The organism is Streptomyces sp. NPDC043996, assembly GCF_056435225.1.
Genome location: NZ_JBWKEY010000010.1, coordinates 251856 through 264863 on the forward strand (window position 1 = coordinate 251856; position 13008 = coordinate 264863).

Genomic DNA, 13008 nt, shown 5'->3' on the forward strand with positions numbered 1-13008 from the left:
TCAGCGAACGGGCACGCCCCCGCGCCGCACGCCCGGCCCACTCCGCCTCACACCGCGCCCGCCCCGTACGCCCGCACGCCCGCGTCAGAACAACCCGCCCTGCACCGCAGGTATCTCCCGCACCGGCACCACCGGAACCGTCACCCCCAACGCCCCGCCCGCCCCCCATTCCCCACCCGCCTCCAACTCCCCGGCAGCCTCCAACCGCCACCCACCCATCAACCGACCGTCGAGCACCAACAGCCCCCCGCTACCAGCCCCCTCACACCTCTCCCACCCCTCCTTGTCCCGCTCCCGCTCCCGCACCGCCAGATACACATCAGCCCCGGCGACCCCAACCAACGTGCCCGCCACCACGCCGCCGTCCACGAGCTCGCTCACCACGCCCCCGGCCGCCGCCATCCCGTCGAGGCCGAACACCTCCGCGTGGTCCACGACCGCGCACGGCAGCCGCTCCAGCGACTCGGGCCAGCCGCCGAGCCCGACCGCCCTGCGGTGCAGCTCCGCCAGCTCCCGCGCCCGCGCCGCCGCGTCCGGCAGCCGCGCCCGCAGGGCCCGCTTGCGCGCGTACGGAATGCGGTCCGGCACTCCGAGCGCGGTGCGCAGCAGCTCCTCGGTCCGCCGCGCCGCCATCAGCGGGCCGCGCCCCAACCAGCTGAACGCCACCGCCCCCTGTTCGAGGAGCCGCGTGCCGCCGCGCGCGACCCCGGTGATGCCCACCTTCAGCAGGCCGGGGCCGAACCACGCCACGTACACGTGATACGGCCGCGGATCGTCGGCGAACGTGTCCGCCGCGACCGAGTGCGCCCGGTCCACCCGCGCGCACTCCTCGCACTGCGCGCGCGTGGCCCGCCCCGGCACGCCCGCGCCCACCGGGCACGGTGTCCGCCGCCCACCGCGCCACACCCCGGCGCACCGCCGCTCCCCCCGCGCCCGGAAGGCGAGCGCGGCACCCCGGACCAGCGCGCTCTCCCGCTCCCCGCGCCCGTCCGCGTACCAGCCCAGGGCGGGTCCCCGCTCGATGTGCCACCGCACCCCCGTGCACCACCACGTCATGGAAAGAGCATGACCCACGCCACTGACAACGCGATTGTTGACCTCAAAGTACAAAACCTTGCTAGGCTGCTCCGCATGGGACGGCCGAGACAGTTCGATCCGGAGACCGCCGTGGACCAGGCGATGGAGGTCTTCTGGCGCAAGGGGTACGCGGGCACGACGCCGCAGGACCTCGTCGACGCCCTCGGCATCGGCAAGGGCAGCCTCTACAACGCCTTCGGCAGCAAGCACGCCCTCTTCGAGCGGGCCCTGCGCCGCTACCGCGACACCCAGGCGCACGCCTTGATCGAACTACTGGAGAGCGGGGGCCCGGTCAAGGAGCGGCTGCGCTCCGCCCTGGAACTCCTGGTCGCCATGGACCTCGCCGACCCGGACCGGCGCGGCTGCATGGCCGTGAACGCGGCGGCGGAGCTGGCGACCGCGGACCGCGTGGCGACCGAGCTGGTCCGGGGCATGTTCGCCCGTACCGAGGCCGCGTTCCAGGCGCTGATCGAGGAGGGCAAGCGAGCGGGCGAGATCGCCCCGCACCGAGACGCCACCGACCTCGGCAGCCTCCTGATGAACACCGCGATCGGCCTACGCCTGACCGCACGGGTAGCCGACGGCCCGGACGCCATGCACCGCACGATCCGCGCGCTCCTGGACTCCCTCTAACCCCACGCACCACCCCGAAAAACTCCACCCACCCTCAGGCCTCCCCCTACCCAAATTTTGTACCCCCAGGTCAAAAACAACACCACACAAGCCACGCACAACAGCCCATAACCAACGCACACACTCCACACAAGGACACAACACCCATGGACCTCCGCCTCACCGGAAAGACCGCCGTCGTCACGGGCGCCAGCCGCGGCATAGGCCTCGCCACCGTGCGCACCCTCGTCGCCGAGGGCGTCCGCGTGGTCGGCGCCGCCCGCACGGTCTCCCCCGAGCTGAAGGACTCCGGCGCGCTGCCCTACTCCGTGGACCTCGGCACCCCTCAGGGCCCGGCCGAGCTCATCGCGTACGCGACCGCCGAACTCGGCGGCGTCGACTTCCTCGTCAACAACGTCGGCGCGGGTGACGACGTCCACGTCGGCGGCTTCCTCAGCACCGACGACGCGCACTGGCAGACCACGTTGGACATCAACCTGTTCAGCGCGGTCCGCGCCAGCCGCGCCGCCTTGCCGGGCCTGGTGGAGCGGCGGGGCGCGATCGTGAACGTCTCCTCGATCGGCGCCCGCCAGCCCGGCCTCGGCCCGGTCGCCTACGCCGTCGCGAAGGCCGCGCTCACCGCGTTCGGCAAGGTCCTCGCCGAGGAGTTCGGCCCGCAGGGCGTTCGCGTGAACACCGTCTCGCCGGGCCCCGTGCGGACGGCGATCTGGGAGGACCCGAACGGCTTCGGCGGGCAGGTCGCCGCGGCACACGGCGCCGAGCACGCCGCGTTCCTGGAACAGCTCCCGCAGACCTTCAACATCACCTCGGGCCGCATCACGGAACCCGACGAGGTCGCGGCCCTGATCACGTTCCTGCTGTCCGACGCCGCGGGCAACATCACCGGCGCGGACCACCTCATCGACGGCGGCATCGTGAAGACCGTGTGAGCACCCGGGGCGGCCCACAAGCCGCCCCGGCCACGCGAAAGGCCCCGGGATGATCTCCCGGGGCCTTTCGACTGTGTGCACTCGGCAGGATTCGAACCTGCAACCTTCTGATCCGTAGTCAGATGCTCTATCCGTTAAGCTACGAGTGCTTGTTTCTTCTGTTGTGTTGCTCTTCCTTCCGGGCTTTTCGCCCCGGTCGGCGTTGCGAGAACAACATTACATGACCTGCGCCGTAGCGCGAAATCCATTCCCCTCACCCTGCCTGACCTGCGAAAACGCCGATACGGGTGAGCTGGGGGTGGCCGGGGGCAGCCTCCGACAAGTCACCCGCCGGTGCGAACCCCTGTGGCAGGGGAAGCGGACAGAGCCGACGACGGAGTGGAAGAGGCGAGGGAAGAGGTGAGGGAAGAGTCCCCGGGGGCCGGGGGAGAGAACGGCCGAAGCCCCGGTCGTGGTGACCGGGGCTTCGGGTGCGAGAGCGGAGGCGGAGGGATTTGAACCCTCGATGGGCTTTAAGGCCCAAACCGCATTAGCAGTGCGGCGCCATAGACCGGACTAGGCGACGCCTCCAACCGCGACCCACGCGAGCGCGGGTGTGCGTGCAGATGATGACACAGCCAGGGGCTACGCCACCAATCGCGGCTTCCACGGTACTAGGCCCGCGCCCCCCAGGGCAAAGCGCTTAGGGGCCCGCAACGTAGCGCGGCCGGGGGCGTTAAAGGCGGTAGGCGCCTGCCTGTGAGCGGGCGCGAGCCACCACCGCGCACCCCTAGGGGAGATCCCGTGAAAGCCCTCACCGAGCGCCGCCTCTTCCTCACCGCCGCCGCGTCCCTCGCGGCCCTGGCCTCCATGCCCGTCACCGCGCACGCGGCCGCCCCCGCGGACCGGGCCACCGGAGACCAGCTGTCCATCACCGTCACCGAGGAAGGCGGCGGCACGCACACCACGTACGAACTGGACTGTGGTCCCGCGGGCGGCAGCCATCCTTCGCCCAGTGACGCGTGCGAACGCCTTGACCAGCTCAAGGCCGAAGGAGCCGACCCGTTCCGCCCGGTGGCGCGCGACGCCATGTGCACCCAGGTGTACGGCGGCCCGCAGACCGCCCATGTGACGGGCACGTGGCAGGGGCACCGCGTTGACGCCTCCTTCAAGCGCACCAACGGATGTGAGGTTTCGCGGTGGAACGCCCTGGTTCCTGTACTCCCGTCCCCCGGCGCGTAACGTCATCCACGCGCGCGTAGAGGCCCGTTGTGTCGCACGCGGGTGCCCTTCTTGTGAAGGGCCCTGGTGAACCTCACCACGCGCCCGTCCCGTGACCAGGGATGACCGTGGCACTCACAGGTTCCGCGTGCGACCTCCCTCTCATCCGGCGTCGCGCCCGCAACCGCTCCCCGTAGACTCCCTCCCGTGACATGCCGCGGGCCGCGGGGCAAGATGGCCTGCGCGGTCAGCAAGGTGCGGTAATCAGGGAGGAAGCGTCGTCGTGAGCAGCAGGCCATCCCGAGGCGCTGCTCGCCTCGCAGCCATACTCGACGCGCTCCCGGACGCGCTGGTGCTGGTCAACACCAACGGCACCGTCGTGAACGCGAACGCCATCGCGCTGGAGGCCTTCGAGGCGCCCGGCACCGCGCTCGTCGGGCGCGGACTGCTCGACCTGCTGCCGGAGTTCGACTCCCGGCTCATCCCCGGCTCGATGCGCCGCCCCGAAACAACGGACGAACGCGGACGTACCAAGCCGAAGCGGATGATCGCCCGGCGCACCGACGGCTTCGAGTTCCCCGTCGAGGTCACCAGCTCCAACCTGGAGGGCCGGCACGCCTACGACGGCCACGGCGGCCCCTCCCACGGCAGCTACGGCTACAGCGGCGACGAAATGCTGATGATCGTCGTCCGCGATCTGTCGGGGACGCTGAACACCGAGGCCGAACTGGCGCGTTCGCAGCGCCAGACCGAGATGATCCTGCGGGCCGCCGCGGAGGGCGTCGTCGGCACGGACACCGACGGCCGCGTCGTGCTGGTCAACCCGGCCGCGGCCCAGATACTCGGCTTCCGCGCGAGCGACCTCGGCGGGCAGGAACTGCACCCGCTGGTCCTCCACTCGCGCGCCGACGGCGAGCCGTTCCCGTACGACGAGTCACCGCTCGCGGACACGCTGCGCTCCGGCCGCAAGCACCGCGTGCGCGGCCAGGTCCTGTGGACCAAGAGCGGCGAGAAGGTCGCGGTCGACCTGACCACGGCCCCCGTGCGCGACGGCGACCAGCTCGTCGGCGCCGTCATGACCTTCACCGACCGGCGGCCCTACGACGCGCTCACCGAGAAGCACGAGGCGGCGCTCGCCCAGCACGCCGAGGAGCTGCGGGCCGCCGCCGAGCGCCGCGAGGAGGAACTCGCGGCCGAACAGGAGCGGTACGCGGCGCTCGCGGAGCGCGAGAAGGACCGCTACGAGGCGTTCGCCGAGCACGAGCAGGAGCGCTACAACGCCCTCGCCGCCCGGCACGAACAGCTCATCGCCGTCCTCGACCGGTCCCTGCGCGGCCCCCTCGACGAGCTCCGCGCCGAACTCGCCGCGCTCGCCTCCGACGACGCGGGCCAGCTGTGGCCCGAGGCCAACCAGGTGCTGCACCACCTGTCCGCCGGGTACGCGCGCATGACGACCCTCGTCGACAACGTCCTGGGCTTCCAGCGCCTGGAGGCGGGCGCCGACGCGTTGTCCCGCGCGACCGTCCCGCTCGACGCCGTCGTCGCGGCGGGCGTCGACGGCGCCGTCGAGCTGATCGGGCCCGGCCGCGCCCAGTTCGCCGTGCACGCGCCGCCGATCGAGGTCTACGTAGACGCCCGTCGGCTCGGGACGGCCCTCGCGCACCTGATCGCCGACGTGGCCGGAATCGACGCCACCGGCAACACGCGCGCGGGAGCGACGGCCCTGGGCGGCCCGGAGGCCGCGGGCGGGTACGTCGACTCGACGATCGTCGTCGCGGCGGCCCAGCGCGGCGAGGTCGTCCGCATCGAGGTGCGCGGGCCGTACGCCGGGGGAGACCCGGTCCACGAGCCCGTGGTCCGCGGCATCGTGCGGGCACACGGCGGCGTGCTCCAGACGCACGAGGTGCCGGGCATGAACGGCAGTGCGTACGTACTTGAGGTGCCGATCGGCGACGGGGCCGGGGACGGTCCCGGGGCGGCTGCGACAGCCGCGGTCGGCGGGCCGGGTGCCGGGGGTTCTTCGGGGGCTGCGGGTACGAGTATGGGTGCGGGCGCAGGTACAGGTGCTGGGCCTGGTCGCGGTGCCGGAGCTGGCGCTCGTTCCCGTACAGGCAGTGGTGTTGGTAGCGGTGCTGGTAGCGGTGCTGGTGCCGTCGTGCCCGAGCAGGCGTCGGCATCCTCCGGAGGCGGGCGGCGGCGCGCGCGGCGCTCTTCGGTGGACTCCTTCCTGGACAGCGGTGTTTCCGGTGACGCGTCCGTCGGGGACACCGGTAGCGCCGGTTCCGCCGACACGGACACCAACGGCGGCACCGGGCGCCGCAGGCGGCGTGCCGCGGGCGAGGGCGCCCCGGAGGCCACCCCGGTCGCTTCAGCCCCTTCGTCCGCTCCGGCCCCTTCAGCCTCTCCGCTTGCCCCGGTCGCTCCGGTTGCCCCGGTCGCTCCGGTTGCCCCGGTCGCTCCGGTTGCCCCGGTCGCTCCGGTCGCTCCGGTCGCTCCTGGAGACGCGGCAGCCGGTATGTCCGGTGGCGTACCCGGTGATACGTCGACCGGGACGACGGGGACGACCGGCACGGGGCGGCGCCGTGGGCGTCCGAGCCCGGCCGAGGGTGCCGTCGTGACGGCGGCCGAGCACGCCGCCGGGTCGGCCGCGCTCGGCCAGACCGTGCCTCCCCAGGGAGTGCCGTCACAGGGATTGCAGGGAGCACAGGGAACGCAGGGAGTGCCGCCGCAGGGCGAATTGGCGCCTACGGGGCGCCGGGCCCGGCGTGGTGCGTCCCAGGCGCTGGCGCTGCCTTCCGGGACCGGTGCTACCGGCTCCACCGGCTCTACGGAGACGCCTGATGGCTCCGGGGCCGGTGCGGGCGAAGGCGCGGACGCACCGCGTGCCGGCGGCCGTCGGGCCCGGCGCGCGCTGGCCGCCGCCCGGGAGCGGGCCGCGGCGGAAGAGGCGTCCAATGGGCGCGTGTTCGCGCTGCCTCCGGCCGAGGCGGACCGTGACGCGGGCAGCGGGGCGCAAGAAGGCGCCGAGCAGCTCGGCGAGCAGCAGGCGGAGACGCGGCAGGCGGGCACGCAGCCCGTCGGCGCCCCGTCCGGTACCGCGCGGGTGGACGCCCGGCAGGCCGTCGCCCCGCGCGCGGGGCAGCCTCAGCAGCCGCAGGGCCCGGTCGCCGGGGAAGCGCCCCAGGCAGTGGGTGTGATGCGCTCCGGAGCCGCTCAGGGCGCTGTTCCCCCCGGAGCCCCGCAGGGCGCTGTTCCGCAGCAGGGTGCACCCGCACAGGTCGGTGCCTCGGTGAGCGTTCCCGCAGGGGTGCAGGCCGGGCTCCAGGCAGCCGCGCGCGGCGGTGTGCCCGCGCGGGGTGGTGCGCCGGGTGCTCCGGCCGCGATCGCGCACCCCGGGGCGCCCGGTCAGGGGCAGGCCGGTGTGCCGGGTCAGGCACAGAGCAGTGGGCCCGGCGGCGGGCCCGTCGCGCCGCAGGGCCGTGTGCCCAGTGCCGTGCCGGGCGCCGCACCAGGGGCCGTTCCGGGCGGGCTCCCCCTGGGGCACGACTCCGGGCAGCACGCCGTGGCCCCGCAGGACCCCACGGCGGACCACACGCCACCGCAGCCGCACCCCGCGCAGCCCGGGGCGCTGCCCGCCCCCGCACAGCGTCAGGCACCCACGGGACGCCGCCGCGCGCGGCAGGCTCCGCCGGTGACCGAGGCCGCGCCCGGCGCGACTCCCCCGCAGGGCATGCCCGTTCCGGGCACCCCGGCGGGCGGCGTACCGATCGGCTCCGGCAGCACCACCCCGCCCGAAGGCACCGTCCCGGCGGGAACCACGCCTCCTGGGGGCACTCCCTCCGGTGGAACACCGGGCACCGCCGTGCCCCCGCAGGCCGTACCCCCGCAGGCAGGCGCGACGCCCGCCCAGGGTGTCCAGGCGCCCGCCCCAGGGACCGCCCTGCCGCCCGAACGTGATCCACGCGTGCGTGCCGCGCAGCCGCTGCCCGCCGAGGCCGCGCCCATCGACCCGAACTCGACGCAGGGGCGCGCGATCAGCGTACGAGCGCTGGGGCAGGGCGTGCCGTTCGGGCGCCAGCCCCAGCCGTCCGCACCGGCCGGGGCGCAGCCCTCGCAGGCGCCCGCGCAGGCCGCCCCCGGGGGTTCCGGCCGCCGCCGCAAGCTGGGCACGCCGCCCGAGCCCGGCGCCGAGGAGAGCACGGCCCGGCCGCACCCGCAGGCGCCCCAGACCAAGCCGCAGGCCCAACCCCAGCCGCAGCCCAGGCTGTCGCCGGGCACCGAAGGCACCGGCCGCGCGTACGCGATCGGCGCCCCGGACGAGAACGCCGCCGAGGGCCCTGAGCCGCTGGACGGCCCCGGTGGCGCCGTCGAGGTGACCAACCGGCCCCAGCCGCAGCCCATGGACGACGAGCTGCCGCCCGAGCCGCTGGACAACCCGCGTCGGCTGCTCGTCTGGCCCGCGCCCGACGTCACCACGCAGCAGGCACTGAGCGACCGCGGCTACCGGCCCGTCATCGTGCACTCCCGCGAAGAGGTCGACGCGCAGATCGCCGCGTTCCCGGCCGCCCTGTTCGTGGACCCGCTGACCGGCCCCATCACGCGTACCGCACTGCAGTCGCTGCGCCAGGCCGCCGTCGCCGCCGAGGTGCCCGTGCTCGTCACGGCGGGCCTTGGCCAGGCCTCGCGCGAGGCAGCGTACGGCGCCGACCCGGCCGTACTCCTGAAGGCCCTCGCCCCGCGCGACAGCGAGCAGCACCCGCCCCGTGTCCTGCTCATCGAGGAGCACGAGGAGATCGCGCTCGCCCTGACCGCCACGCTGGAGCGGCGCGGCATGCAGGTCGCGCGGGCCGAGAGCGACGCGGACGCGGTGACGCTCGCGGCGCAGACGCGGCCGAACCTGGTCGTGATGGACCTGCACCAGGTACGCCGTCGGCGCGCCGGGATCATCGACTGGCTGCGGGCCAACGGACAGTTGAACCGCACGCCGCTCGTGGTCTACACGGCCGCCGTCGACGAGACCGACCTGCCGAAGCTGGCCGCGGGCGAGACCGTGCTGTTCCTGGCCGAGCGGTCCACGAGCGGTGAGGTGCAGTCGCGGATCGTGGACCTGCTGGCGAAGATCGGCACGAACTGAGGGTCCGCGCCCGCGGCCCCCGCCGCAGCCTCGCCCCGCGGCTCCGCCCGGTGGCGGACGCTCAGCTCGGCTTGGTCAGACGGCAGGCCGCCGCGCGGATCGAGGCGCGCAGCCGCTCGGTGTCCGCGTCTCCGGCGCCGACGAGCACGCGCCGCATCTGCGGCACCACGGTGGCCCACCCGGCGAGCGCCACGAGCATGAACAGCAGGTCGGTGGCCGGGATCTCGTCCGTGATGACGCCCCTGGCCTGCGCGTCCTTGAAGGCGGCGACCTTGCGCTCGTAGTGCGCCTGCCGCTCGTACTCGTGCGGCAGCTCCTCCGCGTCGCCGTACTCGATGCCCTCCCAGAACAGCAGGCGCAGCAGTTCGGGATGCGTGGCGTGGTACTCCATCAGCCGGTCCATCCAGCCGTCGATGTCGTCGGCGTCGACCGGAATACTCACCGCCAGATCCAGCATCCGCTTCTCGAGGACCTGCGCGAACAGCTCCGCCTTGTTGCCGAAATAGGCGTAGATGAGCTGCTTGTTGGCCTTCGCCTCGCTCGCGATGCGGTCGATGCGGGCGCCCGCGATGCCGAAGCGGGCGAACTCCGCCACAGCCGCGTCGAAGATCCGGGCCCTGGTCGCCTCGGGGTCTCTCACTGCCATGGAAACAGGGTAGGCGACCCCGATCGGGTAACCAACCATTTGGTTGCTTGACAGAGATCGGCATGTGGGCGCAGACTTTTTCCAACCAACCAGTTGGTTGTCGCGCCGGGCGGCTCTTACCGCCTGGCGCGGCGCAGCACGACGACCACGGCCCGCATGACCAGCACGTCCGACACATCCGATACATCCGATACATCCAGTACATCTGGCATATCCGGCACATCCAGTACATCCGACATGTCCAGCACCTCGAGTACGTCCAGCACCGCGAGCCCTGCAAAGGAGTCCTGTCACCCCATGTCTTCAGCACCACCGCCGCCCACGGCGAACGCGCGAGACCTGCGTACGACGACAGGCCGCTCCCCCTCCCCCGCGCCGCGCACAACGACCGAGCCCACCCCGAACCCCACCCCGAACCCCACCCCGAACCCCACGGCGACCACCGCTCCGACCACCAGACCGGACCGCCTCCCACCAGGGCTGTTCCTCACCCTCATAGCCGTCTGCACAGCGGTCACGGCCGCGAACATCTACGTCGCGGCACCACTGCTCCCCCTCATCGCCCGCGACTTCGGCTCCACACCGTCGGCCGTCGCCTGGATCGCCTCAGTCGCACAGTTCGGATACGCCGCCGGGCTGCTGTTCTTCGCCCCGCTCGGCGACCGCGTGAACCGCCGGGGGCTCGTCGCGGCGCTCTCCCTGCTGACCACCGCCGCACTGGCGCTCGGCGCGGCGGCCACCGGCACCACCGCGCTCGCCGCCGCCGTCCTGATCGCCTCCGCGGCGACCGTCGTCCCACAACTGCTCGTGCCCCTCGTCGCCGAACGGGCACCCGCGCACCGGCGGGCCAGCCACGTCGCCGCCGTCATAGCCGGGCTGTTCGCGGGCGTCGTCGCCGCCCGGGTCCTGGGTGGCCTCGCGGGCCAGGCCTTCGGCTGGCGCGCGGTCTTCCTCGGCGCCGCCGCGCTCACGGCGCTACTCGGCCTGACCTCGGCGGCCGTACTGCCCAAGGAGGGCCGCCGCGGCACCGGACCACTGTTCGCGGGCCTCGCCCAGATACCCCGCGTCGTCAGGAACTCCGCGGAACTACGCCGCGCCTGCATACGCCAGGCCGGGATGTACGGCGCGTGGAGCGCCCTGTGGACGTCCCTCGCGCTGCTGCTCACCAACGGCGGCGGCGACGGGTACGGCATGACCACAGGGGCCGCCGGCCTCTTCGGGCTCTTCGGGCTCGCCGCGAGCGTGGTGGCACCGCTCGCGGGCAGCCTCGTCGACCGCTTCGGCGCAGCCAAGGTGGTCTCGGCCGCCTACGCCCTGGCAGCGGTGTCCGTGCCCCTGTTCTGGCTGGGCGGTCAGCGGCTCTGGGCCCTGTGCGCGGCCGCGGTCGCCGTCCACGCGGCCCTGGTGGCGAGCCACGTCGCCAACCAGACCCTGGCCCTGACCACGACACGCACCCCGGCCGTCGCCAACACGGCCTACGTAGTGGCGGGCTTCACCGGCGGCGCCCTGGCCTCGGCCCTCGCGGGCACGGCCTTCACCCACTGGGGCTGGACCGGCGTCTGCGCGGTGGCCGGGGCGTGGCTGGTACTGGGGTGGGGGGCTGCTGTGGCTGTGCGGGAGGGGTGAGGGGTGGAGGGAGGGGTGGGGTGGGGGGGGTGGGGGAGGGGGGGAGGGGCCCCACCCCCACCCCGCCCACCAAGACCTCAGACCCGCGTCACATCCAACTCCCCCTCCGCGTACTGCCTCCGCAGCACCTTCTTGTCGAACTTGCCGACGCTCGTCTTGGGCACGGCGGCCACGAAGGCCCAGCGTTCGGGGAGTTGCCATTTGGCGACGCGGGTGGCGAGGAAGTCGCGGAGGTCCGTGTAGTCCGCGGTGGTGTCCTCTTTGAGGACGACGGTGGCCAGGGGGCGTTCGCCCCACTTGTCGTCGGGTACGGCGACGACCGCGGCCTCGGCGACGGCCGGGTGGGACATGAGGGCGTTCTCCAGCTCGACGGAGGAGATCCATTCGCCGCCGGACTTGATGACGTCTTTCGCGCGGTCGGTGAGGGTCAGGAATCCGTCGGCGGTGATGACGCCGACGTCGCCGGTCTTCAGCCAGCCGTCGGCGCTGAATTTGTCCTCGGGCTTGAGGTCTTCGCCGCCCACGCCGCCGTAGTAGGACCCCGCGATCCAGGGGCCGCGGACTTCGAGTTCGCCGGTGGACTTGCCGTCCCAGGGGAGGTGGCTGCCGTCGGGTCCGACCAGGCGGCCCTCGACTCCGGCCGGGAAGCGGCCCTGGGTGATGCGGTAGGCGAACTCCTTGTCGGTGCCGAGCGCGTGGGCGGGCGGCCGGGCGACGGTGCCGAGCGGGGAGGTCTCCGTCATGCCCCAGGCGTGGCAGACGCGCATGCCGAGGCGGTCGAAGGCTTCCATCAGGGCGGGCGGGCAGGCCGAGCCGCCGATGGTGACCTGGCCGAGGCAGCTGACGTCGCGGGGCTTCGCGGTGAGTTCGGCGAGCAGGCCCTGCCAGATGGTGGGGACGGCCGCGGCGTGGGTGGGGCGCTCGGCCTCGATCATCTCGGCGAGCGGGGCGGGCTGCAGGAAGCGGTCCGGCATCAGCATGTTCACGCCGGTCATAAAGGTGGCGTGGGGCAGGCCCCAGGCGTTGACGTGGAACTGCGGCACGACGACGAGGCTGGTGTCGGCGTCGGTGAGGCCCATGGACTGGCTCATGTTGACCTGCATGGAGTGCAGGTAGATGGAGCGGTGGGAGTAGACGACGCCTTTGGGGTCGCCGGTGGTGCCGGAGGTGTAGCACATGGCGGCGGCGCGCCGTTCGTCGAGCTCGGGCCAGTCGTAGGTGGTGGGTTTGCCCGCGATCAGCTCTTCGTAGTCGTGGACGCGGGCGCGGGTGCCGTCGAGGAGGGAGTGGTCGCCGGGTCCGGAGACGACGAGGTGTTCGACGGTCGGCATGCGGTCGAGGAGCGGTGCGAGCAGGCCGAGCAGGGAGCCGTTGACGATGATGACGCGGTCCGCGGCGTGGCCCACGATCCAGGTGAGCTGGTCGGCGGGGAGTCGCAGGTTGAGGGTGTGGAGGACGGCGCCCATGCTGGGGGCGGCGAAGTAGGCCTCGACGTGGTCGCTGTTGTTCCACATGAAGGTGGCGACGCGGTCGTCGTCGCGGACGCCGAGGTCGTCGCGCAGGGCGTGGGCGAGCTGGGCGGTGCGGGCGCCGATTTCCCGGAAGGTGCGGCGCTGCGGGGCGCCGTCGCCGGTCCAGGTGGTGACCTGTGAGTTTCCGTGCACGGTTGTCCCGTGGTTCAGGATGCGGGTCACGGTCAGCGGTACGTCCTGCATCGTGCTCAGCACGGCGTCCTCCCGGTGGGCGGGCGGCAGGCGTCCGGG

The 13008-nt window shown here is 73.2% G+C and carries 9 protein-coding genes and 2 tRNA genes; 5 read left to right on the top strand and 6 right to left on the bottom strand.

Features of this window, described 5'->3' with window-relative positions:
• Positions 1–84: 84 nt before the first annotated feature.
• Positions 85–1056 carry a DUF2797 domain-containing protein gene (locus AC07A4_RS26580; RefSeq protein WP_478602942.1) on the bottom strand — a complete coding sequence of 324 codons (972 nt, stop codon included), beginning with the start codon at positions 1054–1056 and terminating at the stop codon, positions 85–87.
• A 75-nt stretch (positions 1057–1131) separates the two neighbouring features.
• On the opposite strand from AC07A4_RS26580, the gene AC07A4_RS26585 reads away from it, so the two are divergent.
• Complete coding sequence (locus AC07A4_RS26585) at positions 1132–1710, top strand: TetR/AcrR family transcriptional regulator (RefSeq protein ID WP_478602944.1); 579 nt, start codon at positions 1132–1134, stop codon at positions 1708–1710.
• A gap of 146 nt (positions 1711–1856) precedes the next feature.
• On the top strand, positions 1857–2639 hold the full coding sequence (locus AC07A4_RS26590; RefSeq protein WP_478602946.1) for an SDR family oxidoreductase: 783 nt from the start codon (positions 1857–1859) through the stop codon (positions 2637–2639).
• Between the two features lie 76 nt (positions 2640–2715).
• Here AC07A4_RS26590 and AC07A4_RS26595 read toward each other — a convergent pair.
• Positions 2716–2788, bottom strand: a tRNA-Arg gene (locus AC07A4_RS26595).
• 330 nt (positions 2789–3118) lie between these two features.
• Positions 3119–3209 (bottom strand) — tRNA-Ser (locus tag AC07A4_RS26600).
• A gap of 213 nt (positions 3210–3422) precedes the next feature.
• Between AC07A4_RS26600 and AC07A4_RS26605 the strand changes: the two genes are divergently transcribed.
• Entirely contained in the window at positions 3423–3860 is a 438-nt protein-coding gene (locus AC07A4_RS26605) for an SSI family serine proteinase inhibitor (RefSeq protein ID WP_478602948.1), read from the top strand.
• A 262-nt stretch (positions 3861–4122) separates the two neighbouring features.
• Complete coding sequence (locus AC07A4_RS26610) at positions 4123–8973, top strand: PAS domain-containing protein (protein ID WP_478602950.1); 4851 nt, start codon at positions 4123–4125, stop codon at positions 8971–8973.
• 61 nt (positions 8974–9034) lie between these two features.
• On the opposite strand, the gene AC07A4_RS26615 is transcribed toward AC07A4_RS26610, so the two are convergent.
• On the bottom strand, positions 9035–9619 hold the full coding sequence (locus AC07A4_RS26615; RefSeq protein ID WP_478602952.1) for a TetR/AcrR family transcriptional regulator: 585 nt from the start codon (positions 9617–9619) through the stop codon (positions 9035–9037).
• Between the two features lie 116 nt (positions 9620–9735).
• Positions 9736–9858 carry a hypothetical protein gene (locus AC07A4_RS26620; RefSeq protein WP_478602954.1) on the bottom strand — a complete coding sequence of 41 codons (123 nt, stop codon included), beginning with the start codon at positions 9856–9858 and terminating at the stop codon, positions 9736–9738.
• Between the two features lie 58 nt (positions 9859–9916).
• On the opposite strand from AC07A4_RS26620, the gene AC07A4_RS26625 reads away from it, so the two are divergent.
• Entirely contained in the window at positions 9917–11245 is a 1329-nt protein-coding gene (locus AC07A4_RS26625) for an MFS transporter (protein ID WP_478602956.1), read from the top strand.
• A gap of 77 nt (positions 11246–11322) precedes the next feature.
• Here the strand turns inward: AC07A4_RS26625 and AC07A4_RS26630 are convergent, their stop codons facing one another.
• Entirely contained in the window at positions 11323–12972 is a 1650-nt protein-coding gene (locus AC07A4_RS26630) for a long-chain fatty acid--CoA ligase (protein ID WP_478602958.1), read from the bottom strand.
• Positions 12973–13008 lie beyond the last annotated feature (36 nt).

Bases quoted from the DNA above. Each gene is read 5' to 3' on its own strand.
- AC07A4_RS26580 (WP_478602942.1), bottom strand. From the start codon at position 1,056: ATGACGTGGTGGTGCACGGGGGTGCGGTGGCACATCGAGCGGGGACCC.
- AC07A4_RS26585 (WP_478602944.1), top strand. From the start codon at position 1,132: ATGGGACGGCCGAGACAGTTCGATCCGGAGACCGCCGTGGACCAGGCG.
- AC07A4_RS26590 (WP_478602946.1), top strand. From the start codon at position 1,857: ATGGACCTCCGCCTCACCGGAAAGACCGCCGTCGTCACGGGCGCCAGC.
- AC07A4_RS26615 (WP_478602952.1), bottom strand. From the start codon at position 9,619: ATGGCAGTGAGAGACCCCGAGGCGACCAGGGCCCGGATCTTCGACGCG.
- AC07A4_RS26620 (WP_478602954.1), bottom strand. From the start codon at position 9,858: ATGTCGGATGTACTGGATGTGCCGGATATGCCAGATGTACTGGATGTA.
- AC07A4_RS26625 (WP_478602956.1), top strand. From the start codon at position 9,917: ATGTCTTCAGCACCACCGCCGCCCACGGCGAACGCGCGAGACCTGCGT.